This window comes from Nevskia sp., assembly GCF_051860985.1.
Classification (GTDB): Bacteria; Pseudomonadota; Gammaproteobacteria; order Nevskiales; family Nevskiaceae; genus Nevskia.
The window spans coordinates 136,144-161,943 of record NZ_JBIMKV010000006.1; the positions used below are offsets into that span (position 1 = coordinate 136,144).

Annotated in this window: 22 protein-coding genes; 12 read left to right on the top strand and 10 right to left on the bottom strand. The window is 69.9% G+C overall.

Annotated elements, in window-relative coordinates:
- Nucleotide 1: 1 nt before the first annotated feature.
- The 4 genes from ACTIGJ_RS08180 to ACTIGJ_RS08195 form a co-directional block, all read right to left on the bottom strand.
- Entirely contained in the window at nt 2–1,048 is a 1,047-nt protein-coding gene (locus tag ACTIGJ_RS08180; RefSeq protein WP_439639805.1) for an MBL fold metallo-hydrolase, read from the bottom strand.
- A complete protein-coding gene (locus ACTIGJ_RS08185) occupies nt 1,048–1,665 on the bottom strand; it encodes a 2-hydroxychromene-2-carboxylate isomerase (RefSeq protein WP_439639806.1) in 618 nt (205 codons plus the stop codon). The genes ACTIGJ_RS08180 and ACTIGJ_RS08185 overlap by 1 nt, the downstream gene beginning before the upstream one ends.
- Nucleotides 1,662–2,330 (bottom strand): hypothetical protein, encoded by a 669-nt coding sequence (locus ACTIGJ_RS08190; RefSeq protein WP_439639807.1) that lies wholly within the window; start codon nt 2,328–2,330, stop codon nt 1,662–1,664. Before ACTIGJ_RS08190 ends, ACTIGJ_RS08185 begins: the two co-directional genes overlap by 4 nt.
- Before the next feature lie 108 nt (nt 2,331–2,438).
- On the bottom strand, nt 2,439–3,461 hold the full coding sequence (locus ACTIGJ_RS08195; protein WP_439639808.1) for an AraC family transcriptional regulator: 1,023 nt from the start codon (nt 3,459–3,461) through the stop codon (nt 2,439–2,441).
- Between the two features lie 98 nt (nt 3,462–3,559).
- Here ACTIGJ_RS08195 and ACTIGJ_RS08200 point away from each other — a divergent pair, with 98 nt between their 5' ends.
- Nucleotides 3,560–5,686: a DUF1302 domain-containing protein gene (locus ACTIGJ_RS08200; protein ID WP_439639809.1), complete on the top strand. Its 2,127-nt coding sequence runs from the start codon at nt 3,560–3,562 to the stop codon at nt 5,684–5,686.
- Nucleotides 5,687–5,861: 175 nt separating this feature from the next.
- Here ACTIGJ_RS08200 and ACTIGJ_RS08205 read toward each other — a convergent pair whose 3' ends face one another.
- The 4 genes from ACTIGJ_RS08205 to waaA are packed head-to-tail and all read right to left on the bottom strand — an operon-like array spanning nt 5,862 to nt 10,444.
- A complete protein-coding gene (locus ACTIGJ_RS08205; protein WP_439639810.1) occupies nt 5,862–7,637 on the bottom strand; it encodes a cisplatin damage response ATP-dependent DNA ligase in 1,776 nt (591 codons plus the stop codon).
- Between the two features lie 18 nt (nt 7,638–7,655).
- Nucleotides 7,656–8,051, bottom strand: coding sequence for a GFA family protein (locus ACTIGJ_RS08210; RefSeq protein ID WP_439639811.1), 396 nt, complete (start codon nt 8,049–8,051; stop codon nt 7,656–7,658).
- A gap of 48 nt (nt 8,052–8,099) precedes the next feature.
- Entirely contained in the window at nt 8,100–9,152 is a 1,053-nt protein-coding gene (locus ACTIGJ_RS08215; protein WP_439639812.1) for a ligase-associated DNA damage response exonuclease, read from the bottom strand.
- On the bottom strand, nt 9,149–10,444 hold the full coding sequence (gene waaA, locus ACTIGJ_RS08220; RefSeq protein WP_439639813.1) for a lipid IV(A) 3-deoxy-D-manno-octulosonic acid transferase: 1,296 nt from the start codon (nt 10,442–10,444) through the stop codon (nt 9,149–9,151). The genes ACTIGJ_RS08215 and waaA overlap by 4 nt, the downstream gene beginning before the upstream one ends.
- 51 nt (nt 10,445–10,495) lie before the next feature.
- Between waaA and lpxL the strand changes: the two genes are divergently transcribed.
- The gene (gene lpxL / locus ACTIGJ_RS08225; protein WP_439639814.1) at nt 10,496–11,431 is read left to right on the top strand and encodes an LpxL/LpxP family Kdo(2)-lipid IV(A) lauroyl/palmitoleoyl acyltransferase; all 936 of its coding nucleotides are present in this window, start codon (nt 10,496–10,498) and stop codon (nt 11,429–11,431) included.
- 120 nt (nt 11,432–11,551) lie between these two features.
- On the opposite strand, the gene ACTIGJ_RS08230 is transcribed toward lpxL, so the two are convergent.
- Both ACTIGJ_RS08230 and waaC read right to left on the bottom strand, forming a co-directional pair.
- A complete protein-coding gene (locus ACTIGJ_RS08230) occupies nt 11,552–12,325 on the bottom strand; it encodes a glycosyltransferase family 2 protein (protein ID WP_439639815.1) in 774 nt (257 codons plus the stop codon).
- A 19-nt stretch (nt 12,326–12,344) separates the two neighbouring features.
- Nucleotides 12,345–13,340 carry a lipopolysaccharide heptosyltransferase I gene (gene waaC, locus ACTIGJ_RS08235; RefSeq protein ID WP_439639816.1) on the bottom strand — a complete coding sequence of 332 codons (996 nt, stop codon included), beginning with the start codon at nt 13,338–13,340 and terminating at the stop codon, nt 12,345–12,347.
- Nucleotides 13,341–13,557: 217 nt separating this feature from the next.
- Here waaC and ACTIGJ_RS08240 point away from each other — a divergent pair, with 217 nt between their 5' ends.
- The 10 genes from ACTIGJ_RS08240 (at nt 13,558) to ACTIGJ_RS08285 (ending at nt 25,784) form a co-directional block, all read left to right on the top strand.
- Nucleotides 13,558–14,517 (top strand): tetratricopeptide repeat protein, encoded by a 960-nt coding sequence (locus ACTIGJ_RS08240; protein WP_439639817.1) that lies wholly within the window; start codon nt 13,558–13,560, stop codon nt 14,515–14,517.
- Between the two features lie 41 nt (nt 14,518–14,558).
- On the top strand, nt 14,559–15,746 hold the full coding sequence (locus ACTIGJ_RS08245) for a L,D-transpeptidase Cds6 family protein (protein WP_439639818.1): 1,188 nt from the start codon (nt 14,559–14,561) through the stop codon (nt 15,744–15,746).
- 202 nt (nt 15,747–15,948) lie between these two features.
- Nucleotides 15,949–16,773 carry a TIGR00266 family protein gene (locus ACTIGJ_RS08250; RefSeq protein WP_439639819.1) on the top strand — a complete coding sequence of 275 codons (825 nt, stop codon included), beginning with the start codon at nt 15,949–15,951 and terminating at the stop codon, nt 16,771–16,773.
- Entirely contained in the window at nt 16,770–17,879 is a 1,110-nt protein-coding gene (locus tag ACTIGJ_RS08255; RefSeq protein ID WP_439639820.1) for a M48 family metallopeptidase, read from the top strand. The genes ACTIGJ_RS08250 and ACTIGJ_RS08255 overlap by 4 nt, the downstream gene beginning before the upstream one ends.
- Nucleotides 17,880–18,014: 135 nt before the next feature.
- A complete protein-coding gene (locus ACTIGJ_RS08260) occupies nt 18,015–19,784 on the top strand; it encodes an ABCB family ABC transporter ATP-binding protein/permease (RefSeq protein ID WP_439639873.1) in 1,770 nt (589 codons plus the stop codon).
- A gap of 244 nt (nt 19,785–20,028) precedes the next feature.
- On the top strand, nt 20,029–22,119 hold the full coding sequence (locus tag ACTIGJ_RS08265; protein ID WP_439639821.1) for a DUF1631 family protein: 2,091 nt from the start codon (nt 20,029–20,031) through the stop codon (nt 22,117–22,119).
- A 176-nt stretch (nt 22,120–22,295) separates the two neighbouring features.
- The gene (locus ACTIGJ_RS08270; RefSeq protein ID WP_439639822.1) at nt 22,296–23,129 is read left to right on the top strand and encodes a lysophospholipid acyltransferase family protein; all 834 of its coding nucleotides are present in this window, start codon (nt 22,296–22,298) and stop codon (nt 23,127–23,129) included.
- A complete protein-coding gene (locus tag ACTIGJ_RS08275) occupies nt 23,129–24,094 on the top strand; it encodes an SDR family oxidoreductase (RefSeq protein WP_439639823.1) in 966 nt (321 codons plus the stop codon). The genes ACTIGJ_RS08270 and ACTIGJ_RS08275 overlap by 1 nt, the downstream gene beginning before the upstream one ends.
- Before the next feature lie 109 nt (nt 24,095–24,203).
- Nucleotides 24,204–24,725, top strand: a complete 522-nt coding sequence (locus tag ACTIGJ_RS08280) for a Dps family protein (protein ID WP_439639824.1) — start codon at nt 24,204–24,206, stop codon at nt 24,723–24,725.
- A 108-nt stretch (nt 24,726–24,833) separates the two neighbouring features.
- Complete coding sequence (locus tag ACTIGJ_RS08285) at nt 24,834–25,784, top strand: ABC transporter ATP-binding protein (protein WP_439639825.1); 951 nt, start codon at nt 24,834–24,836, stop codon at nt 25,782–25,784.
- Nucleotides 25,785–25,800 lie beyond the last annotated feature (16 nt).

Sequence of the window (25,800 nt, forward strand, 5' to 3'; positions counted from 1 at the left end):
CTCAGGGGCGCGGCGCGAAATCGATCCGCAGGCCATCCTCGCCGAGCTGCTGCGGGCCGGCGTAGGCCTCGGCGGTGCCGGCCAGGAACAGCCGGCGCGCCAGCGCGTTCGGCAGCGGCGGAAAGATGTGGGTGTAGACCAGCCGCTGCACGCCGGCCGCCTGGGCGACCTCGGCGGCCTCGACCGGCGTCGTGTGGTAATCGGCGACATCGCCGGCCAGCTTGGCGGTGCGCGAGATGCCAAGCGCCGCCGCCCGTTCGACGGCGCGGCCGGTCATCGCGGCCGCCAGCGCTTCGTGCAGCAGCAGGTCGGCGCCGCGCGCGTTGTCGATCACCGACGGCGATTTCTTCGTGTCGCCGCTGATCACCACGGTGCGGCCGCGCCAGCGGATGCGGTAGCCATAGGCGACATCGACCGGCGCGTGCTCGACGCGGAAGACTTCGACCGTCAACCCGTTCGCCTCGAATACCGGCACGGCCGCCGTACCCTCGGGCGGCGCGATCACCTGGGCGATCGCCGGTGCGGCCTCGCCCGGCATCGCCTCGGCGCCGTGATGGGCGACGCGGTAGCCGACATCGCGCCGATAGGCCTGCGCGAAGCCGGCGACCACGTCGTCGGTGCCCGGCGGGCCGTAGACCGGCAACGGCTGGCGGCGGCCGGCGATCCAGCTCTGCTCGACCGCTTCGCCGACCTCGCCGATGTGGTCGGAATGCAGATGCGTCAGCAGCAGCGCCGACAGCCGCGCGACCGGCAGGTTCAGGCGATCGAGCACCCGCCACGACCCCGGCCCGGCGTCGATCAGCAGGAACTGGCCGTCGGCGAGGATCGCCGTGCACGGCCCGGCACGGTCCGGATCGGGCAGCGCGGCGGCGGTGCCGCACAGCACGACATGCAACTGGCCGTCGTCGAGCAGGCCGGTGTTGGCGCGGGTCAGGTTGGCGTCGATGCGGGCATCGACGATCCGCTGCAGCAGCGGTGCGCGGAACGCGAACGCCGCACCCGCGACGGCAGCGAGCGTGACCGCGGCGATGACGACACCACGGCGCATCAGGCGGCGATCCCTTCGACGCGCGTCACCGGGCGGCGCAGGCCGGCGCGGCCCAGCGCGGCTTCGAGATCCTCGATGCGGTCCTGGCCCCAGTAGGCTTCGCCGTCATGGACGAAGGTCGGCACGCCCCATTGGCCGAGTGCGGCGAGCCGGGCGGTATTGGCTTCGACCTGCGCGCGGTAATCGGCGTTGGCGATGGCGCGCTGGCAGTCGGCCCAGTCCAGCCCGCTGGCCTCGCAGACCGCGCGCAGCGGCGCATCGGCGGCGACTTCCACCGCCTCGCCCCAGATCGCTTGCGCGGCGCGGGTCACGAAGGCGGCGAGACGGCCGCGCTGGTTCGCGAATTCGGCGATGCACAGGCAACGCCAGACGCCGTCGCCGAGCGGGTCGTGAATGCGCCCGAACGGCAGGCCGAGGCGATCGGCCTCGCGGGCGGCGTCGCGCAGGATGTACAGCTGCTTGTCGCGCGGCAGCGGCTGGCCGCGCATGGCCATCGGCCGCACGCCGCGCCAGACCAGCTCGATGTCGTAGCGCGCCGGCAGCGCGAAGGCGCGTGCCGCCGACAGGTAGGAGTACGGGCTGCGGAACGAGAAGAAGTATTCGACGGTGGCGGTCATGCGCGGGCTTTCCGGCGGTCGAGGCATTCGGCGATCTGGGCGAGGCGTTCGTGAGCGAAGAACCATTCGCCGCCGATCCGCGCGGCCGGCGATTCCCAGTGGCCGAGCCGGCGCAGGCGGCGATGGTTGGCCGCCAGCGCAGCATCGGCACCGGCCTCCGCGATCGGCGGCGCGCTGCCGGTGAGGCGGCGGTACAGCGCCGCGTAGGCATCCGGCGCCGGCAGCGTGTCGCCGTCGAGGAGCCACAACCGCTCGAGCGCCGCAGCGGCGAACGCGCCCATGACGGGCTGGCCGCGCAGGCTTTCGATCCAGCGGGCGAGAAAGGCGGTGTCGGCCGCCGCCAGCGGCTGGCTGCGCGACAGCCGGCGGCCGTCGCGGCGCGCCAGCCGGTCGGCATCGCGCACCGCATGGCGGGCGCGAGCCTCGGCGGCCGGGTCGTCAGGGATGCCGCGCGCGATCAGCGGATACAGCTTCAGCGGCACGCCGTGCGCGTGGGCCAGCGCCAGCAGCGCCGGCAAGGCGATCACCGCACCGGGGTCGTCGCAGGCGAAGTACAGCTCGATCGCCGCATTGCCCGACAGCGGCCGGGCCCGTTGCCGGCGCGCCAGCGCCACCACCAGCCGGGGCAGCCAGCGGCGCCGCAGCCGCTCCTTGAGTCCTGTCATCGCCGCTGCCCTCCGCCGGTTGGTGCCGATCTCGACACTAGACCCGCCGACCAGGACCGTCTTGCCCTTCCCGGCCAGCGCTTGGGCCGCTCGGGACAGCGGCGCGGCTCAGCTCCGGTCCGGCTGGCTGCGGTATTCGCCGGGGGTGACGCCGGTCCAGCGGCGGAAGGCGCGGGTGAAGCTGCTCTGGTCGGAAAAGCCGAGCCGGAAGGTCACTTCGCAGACCGAAGCCGCCGGTTCTCGAAGGTATTTCTGGGCCAGGTCGCGGCGCAGGTCGTCGAGCAGCTGCTGGTAGCTGGTGTCCTCGTCGCGCAGCCGGCGCTGCAGGGTCTTTTCCGACAGCAGCAGCGCCTGCGCGACTTCGGCCCGCGCCGGCTCGCCGGCCGGCAGCCGGCTGACCAGCAGCGCGCGCACCTTCTCGGCCAGCCGCGAGCCGTCGTGGCGGGCGAGGTATTCCATGACCACCAGATCGTTCTGCCGGGCCAGCTGCGGATTGGCCATCGGCAGCGGCCGGTCGAGCCAGTCCAGCGGCAGCGCCAGCGAGTTCTCGCCGGCCTCGAAGTCGATCGGGCAGGCGAAGTGGGCAGCGAATTCGGCGCGCATCGCCGGGGTCGCCGCGCGGCGCAGGCGCAGGTGCATCGGCCGCTGGGCCGCCGGGTCGATGGCCAGCAGCAGCAGGCCCATCTTGACCGTCGAGGCCATCACCAGATCGATCGCTTCCTCGACCACCGGCGTCGCCATCCGCCATTCGACGATCTGCCGGGCTTCGGTCGCGCCGCGTTCGATGCGCACCTCCACGGCATTGCTGACGATGCGCGAGTAGCGCGCCGAGCGCAGCAGCGCGTCCTCGAGCGTCTGGCTGGCCAGCAGCGCCAGCCCCAGGCTGTGGAAGGTGGCCGGCTGCACGTAGGCGGCCACCTTCAGGCCCAGGCAGGGATCGCCGGTAGCGGCGACCGCCAGCCGCCACAGCCGCACCATGCCGGACACCGGCACCCGGCCGTTGGGATCGCCGAGCAGCGCCGGGTCGAGCCCGGCCTCTGCCAGCAGCGCGCGGCCGGCGCAGCCGCGCGCGTCGAGCGTGCGCACCAGCGCAATCGCCCAGGTATTGATGGTTGTCGCGTCCTCGCTCATCGCGTCTGCATCCGTCTGGCCTTTGCGGCTCTTGTCCCGCTGTGCCCAGAGTATGTCCCGCAAGGTCGAGCGTGGGGGGCCACGCTGGCCTACAACAGGTGTTTGCGAATCAGCAGAGCGCGCATCACGACGCGCCGGGGGAGCGGATGGTCACGATACCGAACACGCGGTCCCCGGCGCTGCTGGCCGCTGCGCTGCTGATCGCCGCGCCGGTCGCCGCGCTGGAATTCGATCTCGGCGACTTCCGTGCCGAGGCCGGCGGCGTGCTCAGCACCGGCGTGGCGATCCGCACCAGCGGCCGCGACAACCGCCTGCTCGGCAAGACCGACGTGCCCGGCCAGCAGCTGCTGTGCGCGGAAGACGACTGCATGTCGCTGTCCGGCAGCCCGGAGCCGAACCAGCGGCTGGTCAATGCGGTCGGCGCCTATGCCGGCGTCAATTCCGACAACGGCAATCTCAATTACGACAAGTTCGATCCGGTGGCCGCGACCACCAAGTTCACGCCGGCCGTGAACCTGAGCTACGGGCCGTTGAGTGCCAAGCTGCGCGGCATCTTCTATTACGACCCGATCAACGTCGATTTCGACGAGAGCCGCACCAACACGCTGTACCAGCCGGCCGAGGTGCCGCGCCGCGACAGCCTGACCCGGCGCTTCGCCCGCGGCTACAAGTGGCGCGAAGCGAGCGTCAGCCTGAGCAACGAGCGGGCCCGCGTGACGCTCGGCAACCAGCTGCTGGTCTGGGGCGAAGCCTCGCTGACCCAGTTCAACACGCTGAGCGCCGCCAACCCGCTGGATGCCAACGTGGTGCGGATGCCCGGCGCGCAGATCAACGAGTTCCTGCGCCCGATTCCGGCAATCAGCGTCAGCGGCGAAGTCAGCGACGGCCTGACCGCCGAAGCCTTCTACCAGCTGCGCTGGCAGCGGCTGATGCCGGATACGGTGGGCAGCTTCTTTTCCAACAGCAACGTCATCGGCGGCGGCCGTTTCATCATGACCGGCCTCGGCCAGTTCGCGAACGATCCGGACGGCCTCTACCGGCCGCCGGGCGCCACCCGGCTGATCTCCAGCAGCACCCGCACCGCGCGCCTGCTTGACGAGGATTTCGGCAATCCCGGCGATCAGGGCCAGTTCGGCGTGCAGTTCAAGTACTACGCGGCCGATCTCAACGGCGGCACCGAACTGGGCCTGGTGCTGATGCGCTACCACAGCCGGGTGCCGTATCTGAGCGTGTTCGCCGCCCAGAGCTCGTGCACGCGCGACGGCGCGGCCGGTTCGTTCGCGGCGGCGCTGGTCGCCTGCAACGGCTTCAACGGCGCGGTCAGCCTGCCGGCGGGCCGCGAGCCGCTGCCGGTTGACACGCTGCGGCCGTTCCTCGACTACCCGGAAGGCGTGCAGCTGCTGGGCCTGAGCTTCAACACCACGGCTGGGCCGTGGTCGCTGGCCGGCGAAGCCTCGTACCGGCCGAACCTGCCGCTGCAGGTGGCGGTCAGCGATGTGCTGTTCGCCGGCCTGCAGCCGGCGTTTCCGGAAGCCGACATTCCGCTGCCGACACAGGTGCTCGGCAACGCGGCACCGCTGACCATCCCCGGCGCACGCACCGCGATTCCGGATTTTCTCAGCGGCTATCGCGGCATCACCATCGGCGGCGGCGACCGGGTGCGCGGCTGGGAGCGTTTCCAGGTCGGCCAGTTCTCGCTGACCGGCATCCGCCAGTACAGCATCACCGAGAACCCGTTCGGCGCGAATGCACTGACCTGGGTCGTCGAGTTCAGCGCCACCACCATCCTCGATCGGCCAGCGCTGTCGAAGCTGCAGCTCGAAGGCGCCGGCGACCGCACCCACTACGGCCCGGCCGCCGATGGCAGCGGCGATCCGGATGGCGTGGCGAACTCGCTGCGCATCAACCCGACCCAGCAGCGCAAGGGCTTCGCGACCCCCTGGGCCTATGGCTACCGGACACTGGCCCGGCTGACCTACAACAACCTGATCGAAGGCGTGCAGCTGCTGCCGGCGCTGCTGCTGTTCCACGATCTGGGCGGCATTTCTTCCGCCAACACGCCGAACTTCGTGTCCGGCCGCAAGACGCTGTACGCGCTGCTCGATGTCGAGCTGAACCAGAACCTGAAGCTGAACCTGCAGTACCAGTTCTATACCGGCGGCGGCATCTACAACGTGCTCAACGACCGCGACAACCTGGCGCTGAGCCTCACCTACGCGTTCTGATGGGCGTGAGACGTGAGGTGTCCTTGTTCCTGTGTCTAAGGAATCTCTACGCAGGTTCAGTTCGTCATTCCGGCGAAAGCCGGAATCCATCGCCTTCAGGGCCCTGGACCCCGGCTTTCGCCGGGGTGACAACCTGTGCAGAGTGTCCCTAAGTCAACACCTCACGCCCAACGCCTCACACCTCACGCCTCGGCAGCAGGCGTTTCAGATCGGCGAGCGTGTTGGCTTCGCGGGCTGGCTTGTCGGTGCGCCAGCGGGCGATGCGCGGAAAGCGCAGCGCCACGCCGGCCTTGTGGCGGCTGCTGGCCTGGATGCCTTCGAAGGCGATCTCGAACACCTGCCCGGCCTCGGCACTGGCGTCGACACTGCGCACCGGGCCGAACTTCTCGCGCGTGTGCTTCTTGATCCAGCTGTCGATCTTCGTCAGTTCGGCATCGGTCAGCCCGGAATAGGCCTTGGCCACCGGCAGCAGCAGGCCTTCGCCGGGGTTCGGGCCTTCCCAGACCGCCAGCGTGTAGTCGGTGTAGAGATTGGCGCGGCGGCCATGACCGGCCTGCGCGTAGAGCAGCACGCAGTCGATGCTCATCGCTTCGAGCTTCCACTTCCACCAGGCGCCGCGCCGGCGGCCGGCCTGATAGCGGGAGTCGCGCGCTTTCAGCATCAGACCTTCAACGCCAAGTTCGCAGGCCTGCGAGCGCCATTCGGCGAGCGCGGCCCAGCTGTCGGCGATCACCGGCTCCGACAGCTTCAGCCTCGGCTCGGCGGTGTCGGCGACGATCGTTTCGAGCTGGGCGCGCCGCTCGGCCAGCGGCCGGCTACGCCAGTCCTCGCCCTGCCATTCGATCAGGTCATAGGCGACGAAGGCCACCGGTGCATCAGCGAGCAGCTTCTTGCCAACCGTCTTCCTGCCGATTCGGGTCTGCAGCTTTGCGAACGGCAGCACCGTGCGGCCGTCGTGGGCGAGGATCTCGCCGTCGAGCACGGTGCCGTCCGGCAATCGTGCGGCCGCCATCTCGATCTCCGGGAAGCGGCCGTTCAGCAGCTCTTCGCCGCGCGACCACAGGAAGGTCTGCCCGGCGCGGCGGATCAGCTGGCCGCGGATGCCATCCCACTTCCATTCGGCCAGCCAGTCGCCGACCGGCCCGAGCCCGGACGGGAGGCCGGCGTCCCAGACCGCGTCGGCAGCGTCCTCGATCGGGCTGGCCAGACAGAACGGGTAGGGCTGCGAGGGATGGGCCTCGGCGCTGCCGGGGGTCAGCAGCGCGGCGAAGGCTTCGGCCGCGCCCTTGAGATGGTTCGCGAGCGAGTCGCCATCCATGGCTCCGGGAAGCCCTTCTTCACCACCGCCGGCCAGGCCGTCCATGGCGATGCGCTCGCGGCGGCTGCGCGCGGGGCTTGCAACGCGCAGCCACTCGCCCATCAGTCTTTGCGCGATCAAGGTTTCATCGAGACCGGCATGCAGCGCCAGCGCCCTTGCTGCGAGCCCGCTGGACACGCCGACTCTCAGCGCGCCGGTCAGCAGCTTGTTGAACAGGAAGCACTCGTCCAGCGGCAGCCGCGCCCAGGCTTCCAGCAGTGCGGCGCGCTGCGTATCCACGTCCTGCTCGCGCAGCGCCAGCAGCCAGGCCACCCATTCGGCCAGCCCGCGCTCGATCATCGGCTGCGGGCGCGCGGCGCGATCAAGCAGCAGCGCCAGCGTTTCGGCGAGATCGCCGACATGGGCGTAGCACTCCTCGACGATCGCCGGCGCCAAGCCGGTGGCGTCGCTGATCCAGGCGCGCAGCAAGGTCGGCGCGATCAGCCGCTTGAGCCGCTGGCCGGTCAGGAAATACAGGCCCCAGGCGGCATCGGCGGCCGGCGCCTCGGCGAAATAGGCGCGCATCGCCTCGACCTTCACCGAGGTGGCGCGGCTGTCGTCGAGCCGGGCGTAGAGCGCGGCAAAGCGCTTCATCGTCGCGCCTGCGCAGCGTCAGTCGTCGCCGAAGCGCGGCAGGCCGTCATCGCCGCTTAAGTCCCAGTCGGCCTTGGCACTCAGCAGGTAGTGGTAGTCCGGCCTGCGGCCGGCCGGGGCATCGAGCGAGCCGAGGCGGATGCGCACCAGATCCGGGTAGCGCGCCGACTCGCTGTAGACCGGCGAGCCGCAGTTGCTGCAGAACCAGCGCTGCTTGCCGGGGCTCGAGGCATAGGCTTTCAGCGCTTCAGCGCCGGCCAGCAGCCGGAACTCGCTGCGCGGCACCGGCGCATTGGCCGCGAACGCGGTGCCGGAAGCCTTGCGGCACATCTGGCAATGACAGAGGCCGATGCGCGAAACGGGCTGGTCGAACTGGTAGCGGATGGTTCCGCAGAGGCAGGAGCCGGTGGGCATGGGTTCTCGATGCAAGCGTGCGGTGATCAGGAAATGCGCAGGTCGGCGTCAATCAGCGGCCGCGCTGTCGACCGCCTCGGCCTCGCCGTCGGCAGCGGCACCGCCTTCGCCCTCGAACTGGGTCGCCAGCATTGAGGCCTCGATGCCGCGCGCGGTGAGGTGGGCGATCAGCGCGTCGCCGTGGCCGTGGGTGACCAGCACGCGCCGGGCGCCGGTGTCGTCGATGGTGGCCAGCAGCGAGTCCCAGTCGGCGTGGTCGGACAGCACGAAGCCGCGGTCGTAGGCGAGCCGGCGCTTGCCGCCGCGCACCCGCATCCAGCCGCTGGCGAAGCCGGTGGAATACGGGTGCATGCGCTTCATCCACGGCGTGCCGCTGGCGCCGGGCGGGGCCAGCACCAGCTTGCCGGCAAACGAGGTGCCCTTCGGGATATTGCTGACCGCTTCGGTCGGCAGCATGCGGATGCCGGCGGCGCGGTAGGCCTTGATCAGGCCCGGCATCGCGCCGTGCACGTAGACGGTTTCGTCGGTGAACGCGGTCAGTTCCGCGAGCACCCGCTGCGCCTTGCCGAGCGAGTAGCAGAACAGCACCGCGCTCTGGCCATCGCGCTTGGCGGCCTGCCACCAGTCGAAGATCTCGGCGGCGACTTCGCGGGTGTCGGTCCAGCGGTAGATCGGCAGCGCGAACGTGGCTTCGGTGATCCAGGTGTCGCAGGCGAAGGGTTCGAAGGCATCGCAGCTGGGATCGCGATCGCGCTTGAAGTCGCCGGACACGCCCCAGACCCGGCCGTCGTCGTGGGCGATGCGCACCTGTGCCGAGCCGAGGATGTGGCCGGCCGAGTGCAGCGACACGGTCACCGCGCCGAAACGCACCGTTTCGCCGTAGGCCAGCGGCGTGATCTGCGCCTGCTTGCCGAGCCGTTCGCGCAGCAGCGCGTGGCCGCGCGCTGCCGCCCAGTAGTGCTGGCTGCCGCCACGGGCGTGGTCGGCGTGGGCGTGGGTGATGACCGCGCGCGGCACGCCGCGCCAGGGGTCGATGTGGAAATCGCCGTGCGGGCAGTACAGCCCTTCCGGCCGTACCACGACCAGATCGTCGGGCTTCATGGGTGAGCGGGAATCTGGGCTTCGATGATCGTCAGCAGGCGCTTCAAGGCGCCGCGATTGCCGGCAACGGCGGCGGCACCGGCATCACCCATCGCCAGACGGCGTTCGGGCTGGGCGAGCAGCACGGCCAGTTCCTCGGCGAGCTGCGCGGCGTCGGCGACCTCGACGGCGGCCTGCCGCTCCAGCAGCAGTTCGCGGGCGGCGACGAAGTTGTGCATCTGCGGGCCGAACAGCACCGGCAGGCCGAGCGCGGCCGGTTCCAGCACGTTGTGGCCGCCGACCGGCACCAGGCTGCCGCCGACGAAGGCGACATCGGCCATCGCCAGGTACAGGAACATCTCGCCCATGCTGTCGCCGAGGAATACCTGGGCGTCCCAGAGATCCGGCGCGTGGCCGGACTTGTCGAGCGCAGCCAGACGCGAGCGGCGCTCGCCGGCCAGGCCGGCTTCGGCGATCAGCGACCACACCGCGTCGAAGCGCTGCGGATGGCGCGGCACCAGCAGCAGCAGCGCATCCGGCTGCAGTTCCAGCAGCGCGGCATGGGCGGCAAGCGCGGCCGCTTCCTCGCCGTCGTGGGTCGAGGCGGCGATCCACACCGGCCGCGCGCCGAAGCGGGCGCGCAGCCGGCGGCCGTCGTCGATCGCGGCGTCGGGCAGCGCCAGATCGAACTTCAGGTTGCCGATCACGCCGATCCGCTCGCGCCGGCCGCCGAGCGTGCGGAAGCGGGCGGCATCGGCCTTCGACTGGGCGGCGACCATCGTCACGTCGGCCAGCGTGCGGCGGGTGAAGCCGCGCACCCGGCCGTAGCCACGGAAGCTGCGCGGCGACAGCCGGGCGTTGGCGATGGTCAGCGGAATGCCGCGCGCGGCGCAGGCGCGAAACAGGTTCGGCCACAGCTCGGTTTCCATCACCACCAGCCGCGCCGGCCGCACGCGGCCGAGGAAGCGGGCGACGACATCGGGCAGGTCGTAGGGCGCATAGCTGTGCAGCACCCGGTCGCCGAAGGCGGCGACCACGCGGGCCGAGCCGGTCGGCGTGGTGCTGGTGACCCAGACGCGGCGTTCGCCGAAGCGGGTGATCAGGGCTTCGATCAGCGGCTGCGCGGCCAGCGCCTCGCCGACCGACACCGCATGCACCCAGACCGCCACGCCGTTGCCGGCCACCGGCGGCACGAAACCGAAGCGCTCGCCGATCCGGCCGCGGTAGCCGGCCAGCTGGCGGCTCTTCCACAGCAGGCGCAGCAGCGCGAACGGTGCCGCGAGGTAGAGCAGGACGGTATAGAGCAGGCGCACGCGGCGAAGGATGCGGGGGCTTGAAGGACCACGCAACGATAAACTTCGGCGATGACCGGCTCCCGAGAACATTCCGCGCTGCCACGCGCGCTGCTGCATCCGCGCTGGTGGCTGGCCTGGCTGCTGCTCGGCGCCGGCCGGGCGCTGTGCTGGCTGCCGGTCGGCTGGCTGCTGGCGCTGGGATCGGGCATCGGCTGGCTGGTCTGGCGAGTGCTGCCGAGCCGGCGGCGGATCGTCCGCATCAATCTGCGGCTGTGCTTTCCGGCGCTCGACGAGCCGACCATCGTGCGGCTGGTCGAAGCGCATTTCCGGGCGCTCGGCATGGGCTTGTTCGAAGCATTGCTGGCCTGGCTGGCGCCGGACGCCAAGCTGCGTTCGCACATCGAGGTGCGCGGCATCGAACACCTCGATGCCGCCCAGGCCGATGGTTCCGGCGTGCTGCTGCTGACCGGCCATTTCACCCAGCTGGAAATGGCCGCGCGCGGCATCTGTCTGGCGCAGCGGCCGTTCCATGCCATGTACCGGCCGGCCGACAACGCCTTCGTCGACTGGTGGATGCACCGCTGGCGCGCCGAACGCTCCGGCCTGCCGGCGCTGCCGAAGGATGATCTGAAGGGCCTGCTGCGGGCGCTGCGCAGCGGCCACGCGGTCTGGTACGGGCCGGACCAGACCCTGGAAGTGCCGGGCGCGATCTTCGTGCCGTTCTTCGGCGTGCCGACCCTGACGCTGACCGCCACCGCCAAGCTGGCCACGCTGGGCCGCGCCAAGGTGGTGCCGTTCTTCGGCGAGCGGATCGACGGCCGCTACATCGTCACCGTGCAGCCGGCGCTGGAAAATTTCCCGAGCGGCGACGATGCGGCCGATGCGCGGCGCATCAATGCGCTGATCGAGGACGCGGTGCTGAAGTGCCCGGAGCAGTACTTCTGGACCCATCGCCGCTTCAAGCACCGGCCGCCCGGCGCCGAGGATGTCTATCGCCGCAGCTAGGGAAACTCTGCATAGGCCGTCACCCCGGCGAAAGCCGGGGTCCAGGGGCTTGAAAGCACTGGCCCGGAAATTGTGCGGGGCCTTCGCCGGAATGACGAAATAAACCTGCGCAGAGATTCGCTACGGCTTGGCGTCGTCCTTCGCTGCCAGCTCGGCCTCGTACAGGAAGGCCTGCTTGGCGAACGAGGAATAGCCGCCGACCATCGCGATCAGCACGCCGCGCCAGCCGTCGCGCCAGCCGGACTTCAGCACCACGTCGCGGAACACCCGGAACAGCGCGCCGCCGACCATCCGCCAGCCGTTGAAGCGCTTGCCGCGCGCGTGGGCGATGCCGGCGCTGGTGCGCGCGTAGCCGAGCGTCTTGCTCAGGTGCTCGGTCAGATTGCGGAAGCTATAGTGCAGCAGGTCGCCCTTGACCCGCAGCGTGCTGCCGTCGACCTCGCAGTAGCCGTGCGGCTCCTCGCCGACCCAGCGGCCGCGTTCGCGGCGGTACAGCCGCAGCCGCCATTCCGGGTACCAGACGTGCCAGATCCAGGCGCCGAGATAGAAGGTGCGGCGCGAGAAGGCGATACCGGCGTGCGGCGATTCGCCGTGGCCGAGCGCAGCGATCAGCGCGGCGCGCAGCTCGGGGCTGACTTCCTCGTCGGCATCCAGCGCCAGCACCCAGGGCTGCGTGCAGTACTGCTCACCAAAGCGGCGCTGGGCGTTGAAGCCGCTCCAGGGGTTGAATACAAATTTGGCACCGAAGCGCGCGGCGATCTCGGCGGTGCGGTCGGTGGAGCCGGAATCGACGACCACGATCTCGCTGGCGATGTCGGCCACCGCCTGCAGGCAGCGGCCGAGGTTGCGCTCCTCGTTGAGCGTGATCACGGTGACGGACAGCGGCAGGCGCATGAGGCGGATCTCGTTCGGTTCAGGACAGCAGTGATGGCAGCTGTTCGATGACACGCTCGACGCTCACCGTCAGCGGCCGTGCGCGGTCGATGGTCGGCGGCTGGTCGGCATTGCACAGCCAGTGCTGCCGGCGGCCGAAGGCGCCGGTCATCTGCGGCAGGGTCGGGCCGTACAGCGACAACCCCGGCGTGCCGAGTGCGGCCGCCAGGTGCATCAGCCCGGTGTCGACGCCGACGATCACCTGCGCGTGCGCGATCCAGCCGGCGATGGCGCTCAGGCCGAGCTTCGGCAGCACGCGGGCGTTCGGGCTGGCGGCGGCGATCGCATCGGCATCGGCGCGTTCGGCCTCGCTGCCCCAGGGCAGCACGACGGCGATGCCGCGCGTGTCGAACCAGCGCGCCAGCTGCTGCCAGTGGGCGAGCGGCCAGCGCTTGGTCGGCCAAGTGGTGCCGTGCAGGAACAGTGCGTACGGCGCGGCGAGGTCCGGCGCCGCGAAGCGGCTGCGTTCGAGGCCGGCGTCCGGCGGCTGGTCGAGATCGGCCGGCAGCGGATAGCCGAGCGCGGCGGCGAACAGCCGGCGCGTGCGGGTGATCGCATGCTCGCGGCCGTGCGGCGGCACTGCGTGGCGGCGGTCGTAGAACAGCGCGGCCAGCGGCTCGCGGGCGGAACGCCAGTCCGGCCCGGCCACCGGGCCGTCGGCACGGCGGGCCAGGAAGGCGCTCTTGACCAGACCCTGGGCATCGAGCACGAGGTCGTAGCGGGTTTGCCGGAGCTGCTCGCGGAAGCGCGCCCAGTCGCCGCTGCGGACGGCGGCCAGCGGCGCCTTGCGCCAGCGCCGCAAATCGGACGCGATCACCCGCCGGACGGCCGGATGCCAGCCCGGGATCTCGGCAAAGGGACGCTCCGCCAGCCAGTCGGCCTTCAGGCAGGGAATCGCCCTGGCAGCATCGGTCAGCGCCGGCAGCGTGTGGATCAGATCGCCGAGCGAGGTGGTCTTGACGATGAGCAGCTGCATATCGTTATGAGTGATTCATACGCCCGCGCGGGCGGTGGGCGGACGGCGCCAGCTGGTATATTTCCCGCGCATTCGCACGTCCGGAGCGGGTCCGCTCAGCCGGTGGCATGCAGCTTGTCATCACAGCCGGCCGGGCTGTCATCATTTTCCCATCTTCCCTACCAGACGTATCCAAGGAGCCCGCGTGAACCGGACTTTTCGTCACAGCGCAGCATGCATGATGTTGTCGGCATTCGCGGCCGCCTTCACGGCGCAGGCGGCGTCGCCGGTCGACGAAGCCCAGGCGCTGCTCAAGCAGGGCGATCTCGATGGCGCGCTGAAGCGCGTCGACCGCTTCCTTTCCAGCAATCCGCAGGACGCCGAAGGCCGCTTCACGCGCGCCCTGATCCTGGTCAAGCAGAGCAAGACGGCCGACGCCATCAAGGCCTTCACCGACCTGACCCGCGACTACCCGCAGCTGCCCGAGCCGTACAACAACCTGGCGGTGCTGTATGCGCAGGCCGGTGACTACAACAAGGCCCGCGACGCGCTGGAAGCGGCGCTGAACACCAATCCTTCGTACGCGACGGCGCACGAGAACCTCGGCGACATCTACGCGGCGCTGGCCGGCGCCGCCTACAACCGGGCGCTGGCGCTGGATTCCACCAATGCGACGACCCGCTACAAGCTGTCGCTGCTTAACAACCTGACGGCCGGCGGCGCGTCCGCCTCGGCACGGGTGGCGGCCGCGGCAGCTGCTGCGGCCACGCCGGCGCCGGCGGCAGCGCCGGCCACTGCTGCGGCACCGGCTCCGGCCCCGGCGGCAACCGCAGCGGCGGCGCCAGCCGCCAGCGCGGCCGGCAACGAAGCGGTGCTGAAGGCGCTCGATGTCTGGGCCGCCGCCTGGTCGAGCCGCGATGTCGATGCCTACCTCGCCGCCTATGCGCCGGACTTCAAGCCCGAGGGTGGGCTGGCGCTCGCCGAGTGGCGCGACCAGCGCCGCATCCGCATCGGCAAGGCCAAGACCATCAACGTCGTGGTGCAGGACGCCGAAGTCACCCGCATCGACGGCCAGCACGCCAGCGTCACCTTCACGCAGGACTACAGCTCCGACACGATCGCCGACAAGGTCACCAAGATCGTCGAGCTGGTGCAGGTCGACGGCAGCTGGAAGATCAGCCGGGAAACGCTGCGCTGACACGCGGTTCCCGCATTTCTCCACTCCGGTCGCGATTGCCCGTGCAGGTTGCGGCCCGTCTGCGCGCGCTGGCTGCGGGCAGCCTGTTGATGGTGGCCGGCGCGGCGTCGGCGGCCGGCAGCCTGGCCGTGCATCCGGAGGACCGGCTGGCGGTCGCGGTCGCGGCGATGCAGGACGGCGCCTACGCCGACGCCAGCCGACGCCTGGAAGCGCTGGTCCGCGACGAACCGAATTTCCGGCTCGCCCAGCTGCTGTTCGGCCATGTGCTGGCGATGCGTTCCGGCGCCCGCATCGGCTCGCCGCTGGCCGATGACGAAGATCCCAAGCTGCGCGATCTGCTGGCCGAGTATCGCCAGCGCGGCAACACGCTGCGGGCGCTGCCGGCCGCCGGCCTGGTGCCGGCGACGCTGCTGAAGCTGTCCGCCGATATCCGCCACGCGCTGGTGGTCGACCTCGGCAAGGGCCGCGCCTACCTGCTGGAACAGGACGACGGCAAGCTGCGGGTGGTCCGCAATCTCTACGCCGGCATCGGCCGCAGCGGCTTCGGCAAGCAGAGCGAGGGCGACCTGCGGACGCCGATCGGCGTCTACCGAATCAACGGCTGGCTGCCGGACGAACAGCTGCCGCCGCTGTACGGCGCCGGTGCGCTGCCGTTGAACTATCCGAATTCCTGGGACCGCGCACTCGGCCGTACCGGCTCCGGCATCTGGCTGCATGGCGTGCCGCCGGAAACCTATGTCCGCGCACCGCGCTCCAGCGAAGGCTGCGTGACCTTTTCCAACGCCGATCTGCTGAGCCTGAAGCGCACGGTGGCGATCGGCAGCACGCCGGTGGTGCTGACCGAGCAGGTCGACTGGATCGCCCCGGCGGCGCTGCAGGACGACCGCGCCCAGCTGGTCAAGGCGATCGAGCAGTGGCGCGGCGACTGGTCGGCGCTCGATACCGAGGCCTATCTCGAGCACTACGCAGCCGATTTCCGCACCGACGACGGCATGGACAAGGCCACGTTCAGCGACTACAAGCGCCGCGTCAACGCCGGCAAGCAGCGCGTCCAGATCGGCATCGGCGATCTCAGCCTGTTCGCCTATCCGGGCGAGGCGGGGCTGGTGGTGGCGCAGTTCCTGCAGAACTACGTCAGCGACAATTTCGCCTCCAGCTCCCGCAAGGACCAGTACTGGCGTCGCCAGCCGGACGGCCAGTGGCGCATCGTGCGCGAGATGAACCGCTGAGTGCGGCGCAGACAACACAGCGTGAGCGATGTGGCGATGGATCGCGGTCCGAATCGCGGCGCGATGAGGAACCCTCGTCGTTCCATGGCGACGGTTCGCAACGTCGTGTCGCGCCGCGAGACACGGCACGGCGCTGACGGTTTGCGGTACGCACTGCACTAGTCCGGCCGGCGCCGGCCGCACCCACCTGGAGACCTGCGCGATGGACATGGACCCGATCGACTACAGCATCCACGGCGACGACCTGCAGTACGTCGAACTGCGGCTGGCCCCGGGGCGCTGCGCGGTGTCGGAGCCGGGCGCGATGATGTACGTCGACGACGGCGTGACCATCCGCTCGGAAATCGGCGACGGCAGCGGCCGCGAAACCCATTTCCTCGGCCGGCTGTGGCGCGGCATCCGCCGCAGCTTCAGCGGCGAGTCGCTGTTCACCTCGGTCTACGCCAACGACGCCGCCGCGCCGCGCCGGGTGGCGTTTGCCGCGGCCAGCCCCGGCCAGATCGTGCCGGTGGACCTGGCGGCCGTCGGCGGCGAGCTGATCGTGCAGCGCGGCGGCTTCCTGGCCGGCGCCCGCGGCGTGGAGATCGGCGTGGCGCTGCAGAAGCGCATCCGGGTCGGCCTGTTCGGCGGCGAGGGTTTCATCATGCAGCGGCTGACCGGCAACGGCACCGCGTTCATCCACGCCAGCGGCGCACTGACCGAGATGCGGCTGGCGCCGGGCGAATCGCTGCGCGTCGACACCGGCTGCCTGGTGGCGCTGCAGAACACCGTGCATTACGACATCCGCTATGTCGGCCGGCTGAAGTCGGCGCTGTTCGGTGGCGAGGGCCTGTTCTTCGCGCAGCTCAGCGGGCCGGGCACGATCTGGCTGCAATCGATGCCGCTGAAGCGCCTGAGCCAGACCATGCTCGGCTCGGCGATGGCGGCCAGCCGGCCGCGCGGCGCGCTCGGCATTCTCTGGGTGATCGCGGTCGCGGCCTTCGTGATCGCCAACATCCTGCTCGGCGGCAGCGGCGGCGGCGAATGAACGGCCACTTCACAGTCCGGCTGTACGGCCGCGACCTGCCGGCGGCCGGTGTCCCGGCCAGCGCCTGGTTCGTGGGCCAGCACCTGCGGGTCGTCGCAGAGCCGGGGCCGGAGCTGGACGTTGCCGTCGACCAATTGCGCATCGACACCGGCGGCTTCGACCACGATCGCCTCTACCTCGGCTGGGACACGCCGGCCGGCCGGCTGTCGATCAGCCCGGTCGACGCGGCGGCAGAAGCCACGCTGGTCGGCACCGCGCCGACGCGGCTCGACGCCGCGCTGCAGCGGCATGCGCGCGGCACCCGGCGCAGCCGCCGCCAATGGCGGCTGATCACCGGCGTCGCCGCTGCGGCGGCGCTGCTGCTGGCCAGCCTGTGGTGGACCTACGGCGCCCTGGTGTCCTGGGCGGCGAACCATGTGCCGCCCGAGGCCGAGGCGAAGCTCGGCGCGGCGACGCTGGCGGAACTGAAAAAGGGCGGCAAGCTGATCGAGCAGGGGCCGGCGGTCGATGCGCTGCGCGAGATCGGCGGGCGGCTCACGGCCGGTTCGCGCTACACCTACCACTGGGCGCTGCTCGACGAGCCCAGCATCAACGCCTTCGCCGCTCCGGGCGGCCAGGTGGTGGTGCACCGGGGGCTGATCGCGGCCGCCAGGACACCGGAGGAACTTGCCGGCGTGCTGGCCCATGAGGTGCAGCACATCGAGCAACGCCATACGCTGAAATCGATGATCAACGGCCTTGGCGTGGCGGCGCTGGCCACCGTGGTGCTCGGCGATGTCAGCGCCGTGGCCGGGATGCTGGCCTACCAGATCGGCACGCTCAGCTACAGCCGCGATCTGGAAGCGGAGGCCGATCGCCTGGGCCTTGATGCGCTGGTGCGGGCGCGGATCGCGCCGGACGGCATGGCGCATTTCTTCCGGACGCTGGAAAAGCAGGCGCCGCAGATGCCGATCGCGCTGCTGTCGAGTCATCCGGCGACCGAAGCCCGGATCGAGGCGATCGAGGCCGGCATCGCCGCGCTGCCGAAGCAGGACTACCCGCCGCTGGCGATCGACTGGGCGGCGGTGCAGGCCAGCGTCAGCCCGGACCACGCCGCCGCGCCCTGATCAGGCAGGCGGCGGCTTGAACCGGCACCGGACAGCGCAACATAGCGGCTGTCCTTCCGCCCGGATTGTCCCGCCTTGTCTCCTTCCGCCCGTCGCCGTACCCCTGATACCGCCGATGTTGCCGGCGAACCGGTCATCGAACCCTCGCTCGGCAAGGCGCTGGTGGCGCTCAAGCCGTATCTCGCCGAGTTTCCCGGCCGCCTGAGCCTGGCGCTGGCGCTGCTGTTCATCGCCAAGATCGCCGGGGTCTGGCTGCCGCAGGTGCTGAAGAACCTGGTCGATGCGCTGACGCCGAAGGATGGCGTGGTGCTGGTGGTACCGGCGGCGCTGCTGCTGGCCTACGGCGGCTTCCGCTTCCTGAACGTGCTGCTCGGCGAGCTGCGCGACCTGGTGTTCGGCAAAGTCGCCGAGCGGGCGCAACGGCGCGCGGCGCTGAAGGTGTTCGAGCACCTGCACCGGCTGGATCTCGACTTCCACCTGTCGCGCCGCACCGGTGCGCTGAGCCGCGACATCGAGCGCGGCGTTGACGGCATCAGCTTCCTGCTGCGCTTTCTGACCTTCAACATCGTGCCGACGCTGTTCGAGATCGCGCTGGTCGCCGGCATCCTATGGCGGCAGTACGACGTCCGCTTCGCGGTGATCGCTGCGGTGTCGGTGGTGGTCTATGTCGGCTTCTCGGTGGTGGTCACCGAATGGCGCACGAAGTTCGTCCGCGAAGCCAACAGCATGGATTCGAAGGCCAACACGCGGGCCGTCGACGCGCTGCTGAACTACGAAACGGTCAAGTACTTCGGCAACGAGCGCTGGGAAGCGGCGCGCTACGACGACAGCATGGCGGCCTGGGAGAAGGCCACTTCGCAGAACCGGCAGTCGCTGTCGGCGCTGAACACCGGGCAGGCGCTGATCGTGGCCGGCTCCATCACCGCGATGATGTGGCTGGCGGCCAGCGAAGTGACGGTAGGCGCGATGACCGTCGGCGGCTTCGTCGCGGTCAACGCCTACATGATCCAGCTGTTCGTGCCGCTGAACTTCCTCGGCTTCGTCTACCGCGAGATCCGCCGCGCACTGACCGACATGCAGAAGATGTTCGGCCTGCTCGACCGGGTGCCGCGGGTGCGCGATGTCCCCGATGCGCAGGCGCCGCAGCGGGCCGGCGGCAGCCCCGAGGTGCGCTTCGATGACGTGCAGTTCGGCTATCACGCGGCGCGGCCGATCCTGCGCGGCGTCAGCTTCACGATCGCACCGGGCCAGAAGCTGGCCGTGGTCGGCGCCAGCGGTGCCGGCAAGTCGACCTTGGCGCGGCTGCTGTTCCGCTTCTACGACCCGGACGGCGGCCGCATCCTGGTCAACGGCGTCGATCTGCGCGCGATGCCGCAGGACGCGCTGCGCCAGCTGATCGGCGTGGTGCCGCAGGACACCGTGCTGTTCAACGACACCATCGAATACAACATCGCCTACGGCCGGCCCGGCGCCTCGCGCGCCGAGGTGGAGCGGGCGGCGCGGCTCGCGCATCTGGAAACCTTCATCGCCCGGCTGCCGCAGGGCTACGACACGCCGGTCGGCGAACGCGGGCTGAAGGTGTCGGGCGGCGAGAAGCAGCGCATCGCCATCGCCCGCGCGCTGCTCAAGGACCCGCCGATCCTGATCCTCGACGAAGCCACGTCGTCGCTGGACTCCGGTGCCGAGGCGGCGATCCTCGACGCCCTGCACGCAGCGACCGAGCGGCGCACGACGCTGGTCATCGCCCATCGGCTGTCGACGGTCACCGATGCCGATTGCATCGTGGTGCTCGACCAGGGCCGGGTGATCGAGCAGGGCCGCCATCCGGAGCTGCTCGCCCTCGGCGGCGTCTATGCCGGCCTGTGGAACCTGCAGCTGCGCGAGCAGGGTGCGCTGCCGGCCTGAGCGCCGGCGGCCACGCGCCCGGCGTATCGGCTGCCCGGAACCGAAAGCAGACAGCCGGGCCGCAGATCGGGGACACTTCACGGCCGGCATCTGCAGCAGCCAGTCTGCAGATAGACAAAACCCATCATCCGGTCGGTATTGACAGTGCCGCCGCCTAAAGTGCCGACATGATTGTCCGATCACGCCCGCTGCTGTTCCGCGTCCTGCCCGCCACGGCGGCGGCGGCGCGCGCGAAGGCGGGCGCATGAGCAGCGGCCCGAAGGTGGTCAGCCTGCCGCGCGGCCGGCCGCGGGCGTCCGAGGCCGTCGTGCAGCTGGTCGAAAGCCTGCGCACGCAGGCGGTGGAGACGCTGCGCGAACGCCTCAACGTGATGTTCGAAGGCGCCGACGACCTGTTGTTCGAGTTCGCCGAACGGGCCACCAACAATCAGGATCGCCGGCTGTTCTTCGACACCATGCGGGCCGTCCGCATGGGCCGCAAGAACATGTCCGAGCAGTTCAGCGCGATCTACAGCGCCGGCTTCGGCAGCAACGCTGCGCCGGTGTCGTCGGCCAGTGCCGGCAGTGACGAGCAGGAGCTGTCGCTGCAGAACGACGCGGCGCTGGATCTCGACATCGCCGTGCAGAACATGGCGACCAAGGCGGAGAGCCTCTACAAGGCCACCCTGTGGGAGATCAACGGCCGGCTGAAGGTGCTGATCGAGGAGCAGCAGGCGCCGATCGCGGCCGACGCGCTGGCGCCGATCAGCATCTGCCACGCGTTCCGCAAGGCCGCCGAGACGCTGGACATCGGCCACGACGTCGAGCTGGTGGTGTTCAAGCTGTTCGACCGGCTGGTGATCAGCAAGCTCGCCGACCTCTACGCGCGCGTGCTGAACGTGCTGAAGCTCGGCGGCGTGCGGCTGCCATCGGCCCTGCTGCCGAATCGCGGCTTTGGCGACAGCGGCCCGGCAGCCGACGCGGCGGCCAGCAGCGCGCCGCCGCCGACCTTCGCCAACACGCCCGGGCATTCCTCACCGCAGCCGGAATTCCGAGCGCCGGCCGGACTGGCGGCGTCGCTGATGATGTCGCCGGGTTTCGATCCGCAGACGCTGGCCAGCCTGCAGCGGCTGGGGGCGACGGCGCTGGCCAGCGGCATCGATTTCCTCGACGACGGCACCGCCAGCCTGGCCGCCGATCTGGCGGCCGCCTCGCTGGGCCAGCCGGTCGCCGGCTGGTCGCCCCGGCAGACCACGGCCTACGTGCAGCGCGCGAACCTGGTCGGCCACATGTTCAACGAGTTCCTCGCCGATCCGCATCTGCCCGGCGATCTGCGCCCGCAGTTCGACGCGCTGCGGATGGCGACCATGAAGGTGGCGCTGAAGGACATCGCCTTCGTCGTCGACCCCGATCACCCGGTGCGCGGCCTGATCAACGAGCTGGCGACGATGGCCTCGACGGCGAAGGTCGGCGGGCCGCAGCAGCTGGACCGCATCGCCGAGCTGGTGCAGCAGATCCAGAAGCAGTTCGAGGTCGCCGCCGAAGCGCTGCGCAAGCCGCCGCCGGAAATCGAGCTGCTCGGCATCGAGCAGGCCGAGCGCTTCATCGAGCAGCAGATGGCGCAGACCGCCGCGCGCCGCGCCACCATCGTCCGCAAGGTGCGGCAGATCATCGCCGAGGAGCTGCAGCTCAAGACCCAGGGCATGACCATTCCCGACGACGTCCGGCCGCTGCTGAATTCGCTGTGGGCGCCGATGATGGCCATGCACCTGGTGCACCGTGGTCCGGACAGCGTCGAATGGCGGCGCGGCATCGATTCGCTGGACCGCCTGCTGGCGATGCTCGATCCGGCGCGCGACGACCTGCGCAGCGAACCGCAGCGGCGCAGCCTGCTGACGGTGCTGGAAGCGGAGTTCAAGTCGGTGGGCCTGGCCGAGGCGCGCGTCACGGCGGCGCTGCAGGCGTTCGAGGCGCGGCTGGCGTCGATCGGCCCGGTGGCACCGGCAGCAGAAACGGCGACCGGCGCCGACGGGGCAGCCGCGCCGGCAGCGGACGACGCCGGTACTGCCGCGCCGGAACCCCGGGATCGCGCCAGCGAACTGCTCGAGCAGCTGATCCAGCCCGGCGCCTGGTTCCAGGTCTTCGATCCGGACCGCAACGAGCGGCGCTGGATGAAGGCGGTGGCCTACTACGCCGGCCTCGACTGCGCCGCGTTCGCCGAGTTCAACGGCAGCAACACGCTGCTGCTGAAGTCGCGGATGCTGCTCGACGACCTGCTTGCCGAGCGGACGCTGCCGGTTGACCTGAGCCCGACGGCCCGCGCCGCCCTCGATCGCTACCAGAACCGGGCCGGCTGATCCGGGCAGCGCCAGTGTCGCCGTCGAGGCGTCCGTGACGCTCTGCTGCATCGAGCGAAACATTTGTGCACCGACACCTTCCCGGCCGATCGGTTTTGCACTAAGTTGACGCACAGACGACGGCTCAAGGCCCGTTCCCGTCCACCGGTCCGGCACGTCGCGACGATCTCAACTCCATGGCCCGTTTCGGCTCGCTCGAACTCAAGCAGCGTCTGGTGACATCGCTGGTCACGCCCGAAATCGAAGCGCTGGTGGCCAGCATCCCGAAGCCGCTCGGCAGCTTCGGCTACGACCCCTGGGGTTACAACGAAGACACCTTCAAGGTCGGTCTCGGCGCCGCCCGGCTGCTGTACGACAAGTACTTCCGCGTCACCGCCCACGGTCTGGAAAACATCCCGGCCGAAGGTCGCGTGCTGATCGTCGGCAATCACAGCGGCCAGCTGCCGATGGACGGCGTGCTGGTCGGCGTCGCGGCGGCCACCAATCCGCACGGCCCACGGCTGGCGCGGGCGATGATCGAGCGTTTCTTCCCGACCGTGCCCTGGCTCGGCAATTTCCTGAACGCGCTGGGCGGGGTGATCGGCGATCCGGTCAACTGCGCCCGGATGCTCGAGATGGACGAAGCGATCATCGTCTTCCCGGAAGGCGTGCGCGGTTCCGGCAAGCTGTACCGCAAGCGCTACCAGCTGCAGCGCTTCGGCAACGGTTTCATGCACCTAGCGATGACGCACCGCGCGCCGATCGTGCCGGTCGGCATCGTCGGCTGCGAGGAAACCATGCCGGCGCTCGCCAACCTGGCACCGGTCGCCCGCTTGCTCGGCATTCCCTACCTGCCGATCGTGCCGAGCCTGCTGCCGCTGCCGGCGCGCGTGTACCTGAACTTCGGCAAGCCGATGGTCTTCGACCCGGCGGCCAGCGAGCACGAGGTGAGCGAACAGGTGGAAGCCGTGAAAGCGGAACTGCGCCGGCTGATCCAGGTCGGCCTCGATGAACGTACGAGCGTCTACTGATGGCCAGCCGAACCCCCGCCGCAGCGAAGAAGACCGTGCTGGTGACCGGCGCTGCCGGCTCGCTGGCCAAGCGCGTGATCGCGCGCCTGCACGGCCGCTACCACGTCATCGCGGTGGATTTCCGCCGCAAGGTCGAGACCGATGCCGGCATCCCGAGCTATCTCGTGGAACTGCACAAGCGCGGCTTCGAGGATATCTTCGCCAGCCACAAGATCGATGCGGTGATTCACATCGGCCGCATCTTCGCGCACGAGAAAACCCGCCAGCAGCGTTACAACGCCAACGTGCTGGGCTGCAAGCGGCTGCTGGAGCTGTGCCGCAAGTACAAGGTCGGGCAGGTGATGATCCACTCCACCTACTTCGTCTACGGCGCCTCCGCCTACAACCCGGCGCTGATCGACGAGGATGCGCCGCTGAAGGCCAGCGAAGTGACCCAGGACCTGGTCGATTCGGTGGAGCTGGAAAGCCTCGCCAACATCTACCTGTGGAAGCACCCGGAGCTGAACATCACCATCTTGCGGCCCTGCAACGTGCTCGGCCCGGGGGTGCGCAACAGCATGTCGATCCTGCTGTCGCGCAAGGTCGCGCCGGTGCTGCTCGGCTTCTCGCCGCTGATGCAGTTCCTGCATGTCGATGACATGACCGAGGCGATGGTGCTGGCCTTCGAAGCCAACAAGCCGGGCATCTACAACGTGGCGCCGGACGACTACGTGCCGTACCAGGAAGCGGTCAGCCAGTGCGGCTGCCGGCGGTTGCCGGTGCTCAGCGTGCCGCCCAGCCTGCCGAAGCTGGTGGCCTCGATGCTGAACTGGAACGCCTTCTTCCCGCCGTACCTGATCAACTACTTCAAGTACCCGGTGATCCTCGACGGCCGGCTGTTCCGCGACACCTTCGGCTGGCGGCCGCGCCGCAACCTGAACGACATCTTCACCTACTACCGCAAGCAGAAGCTGGTCACCGACTGAGGCGCACGGGGCTATCGCATCGATCGGAAATGCCGATCGAACGCAGGCTGGCGGGACGCGGTCAGACCGCTATGCTGCTACCGCATTCCACCCGCCCCAGGAGTTCTGCATGAGCAAGGAAAACAAGAAGCCGAAGGCCGGCAAGACCAGCGCCCCGGGCGCCGCCGGCATCGACATCGGCATCTCCAAGTCCGACCGCGAAGCGATTGCCGCCGGCCTGTCCCGGCTGCTCGCCGACGAATACACGTTGTACCTGAAGACCCACAACTTCCACTGGAACGTGACCGGGCCGATGTTCAACACGCTGCACCTGATGTTCGAGACCCAGTACACCGAAGCGGCGCTGGCGGTCGACCTGGTCGCCGAACGCATCCGCGCGCTCGGCTTCCCGGCGCCGGGCACCTATGCGCAGTACGCCAAGCTGTCGAGCATCGAGGAAGACGAAGGCGTGCCGGCGGCGATGGACATGGTCAAGAAGCTGGTCAAGGGCCACGAAGCCTGCGCCAAGACGGCGCGTTCGGTGTTCCCGCTGGCCGACAAGGCCAGCGACGAACCGACCGCCGACCTGCTGACCCAGCGTCTGCAGCTGCACGAGAAGACCGCCTGGATGCTGCGCTCGCTGCTCGAATGATCGGGCGGCACTGGCGGTAAAATCAGAGGCCGGCGATCACGTCGGCCTTTTTCTTGCTCGTCGATTTCCATGGCTTCTGCTCCGCTCCTGTCCGTCCGCCGCCTCCGGGTGCATTACCCGAAACGGGGCCTGCTGCCGTGGACGCGGTCGCTGGCCGTGAAAGCGATCGACGATCTGCACTTCGACCTGCAGCCGGGCGAGATCCTCGGCATCGTCGGGGAATCCGGCTGCGGCAAGTCCACGCTGGCGCGCACGCTGGTCGGGCTGCAGGCGGCCAGCGCCGGCTCGATCCGCTACCAGGGACAGGAGCTGATCGGCCTGAACCGCAAGCAGTGGAAGCCGCTGCGCCGCGACGTGCAGCTGGTGTTCCAGGACCCGCTGGGGTCGCTGAGCCCGAAGATGAAGGTGCTCGACATCGTCGCCGAACCGCTCAAGGCGCTGATGCCGGAGCTGCCGGCCGATGAGCGCAAGGCACGGGCGCGGGCGCTGCTGGCCCGCGTCGGCCTGGGCGAGGAGCTTGCCGATCGCCGCGCCAGCGAACTGTCCGGCGGCCAGGGCCAGCGGGTCGGCATCGCCCGGGCGCTGATCGTCGAACCGAAACTGCTGATCTGCGACGAGCCGGTGTCGGCGCTCGATGTCTCGATCCAGGCGCAGATCATCAACCTGCTGGCCGATCTCGCCCAGGAACGGCAACTGGCGATGATCTTCATCGCCCACGACCTGGCCGTGGTCCGGCAGCTGGCCGACCGCGTGCTGGTGATGTACCTCGGCAAGGTGATGGAGCAGGGCCGCGCCGACGATCTCTACGAGCGGCCGCGCCACCCGTACACACGCGCGCTGCTCGAGGCGGCGCCGGTGATCGACCCGGACGGCAGCGCGCCGAAGCGCCGCAAGCGGCTCGGTGGCGCCGCCGATCCGGGCCAGCCGCCGATGGGCTGCGTGTTCCATCCGCGCTGCCCGCTGGTCGAGCACGCCTGCGTGCAGAGCGTGCCGGGCCTGCGCAAGGTCGACGGCGCCGACCAGTACGCCGCCTGCCATTTCGTGGCCGCCGGCGGCTGATCGTTCCGGCAGCGGT

Excerpts from the sequence above, each read along its gene's own strand:
- ACTIGJ_RS08180 (WP_439639805.1), bottom strand. The coding sequence starts at position 1,048 with ATGCGCCGTGGTGTCGTCATCGCCGCGGTCACGCTCGCTGCCGTCGCG.
- ACTIGJ_RS08185 (WP_439639806.1), bottom strand. The coding sequence starts at position 1,665 with ATGACCGCCACCGTCGAATACTTCTTCTCGTTCCGCAGCCCGTACTCC.
- ACTIGJ_RS08190 (WP_439639807.1), bottom strand. The coding sequence starts at position 2,330 with ATGACAGGACTCAAGGAGCGGCTGCGGCGCCGCTGGCTGCCCCGGCTG.
- ACTIGJ_RS08195 (WP_439639808.1), bottom strand. The coding sequence starts at position 3,461 with ATGAGCGAGGACGCGACAACCATCAATACCTGGGCGATTGCGCTGGTG.
- ACTIGJ_RS08205 (WP_439639810.1), bottom strand. The coding sequence starts at position 7,637 with ATGAAGCGCTTTGCCGCGCTCTACGCCCGGCTCGACGACAGCCGCGCC.
- ACTIGJ_RS08210 (WP_439639811.1), bottom strand. The coding sequence starts at position 8,051 with ATGCCCACCGGCTCCTGCCTCTGCGGAACCATCCGCTACCAGTTCGAC.
- ACTIGJ_RS08215 (WP_439639812.1), bottom strand. The coding sequence starts at position 9,152 with ATGAAGCCCGACGATCTGGTCGTGGTACGGCCGGAAGGGCTGTACTGC.
- lpxL (WP_439639814.1), top strand. The coding sequence starts at position 10,496 with ATGACCGGCTCCCGAGAACATTCCGCGCTGCCACGCGCGCTGCTGCAT.
- ACTIGJ_RS08230 (WP_439639815.1), bottom strand. The coding sequence starts at position 12,325 with ATGCGCCTGCCGCTGTCCGTCACCGTGATCACGCTCAACGAGGAGCGC.
- waaC (WP_439639816.1), bottom strand. The coding sequence starts at position 13,340 with ATGCAGCTGCTCATCGTCAAGACCACCTCGCTCGGCGATCTGATCCAC.
- ACTIGJ_RS08240 (WP_439639817.1), top strand. The coding sequence starts at position 13,558 with ATGATGTTGTCGGCATTCGCGGCCGCCTTCACGGCGCAGGCGGCGTCG.
- ACTIGJ_RS08250 (WP_439639819.1), top strand. The coding sequence starts at position 15,949 with ATGGACATGGACCCGATCGACTACAGCATCCACGGCGACGACCTGCAG.
- ACTIGJ_RS08255 (WP_439639820.1), top strand. The coding sequence starts at position 16,770 with ATGAACGGCCACTTCACAGTCCGGCTGTACGGCCGCGACCTGCCGGCG.
- ACTIGJ_RS08265 (WP_439639821.1), top strand. The coding sequence starts at position 20,029 with ATGAGCAGCGGCCCGAAGGTGGTCAGCCTGCCGCGCGGCCGGCCGCGG.
- ACTIGJ_RS08270 (WP_439639822.1), top strand. The coding sequence starts at position 22,296 with ATGGCCCGTTTCGGCTCGCTCGAACTCAAGCAGCGTCTGGTGACATCG.
- ACTIGJ_RS08275 (WP_439639823.1), top strand. The coding sequence starts at position 23,129 with ATGGCCAGCCGAACCCCCGCCGCAGCGAAGAAGACCGTGCTGGTGACC.
- ACTIGJ_RS08280 (WP_439639824.1), top strand. The coding sequence starts at position 24,204 with ATGAGCAAGGAAAACAAGAAGCCGAAGGCCGGCAAGACCAGCGCCCCG.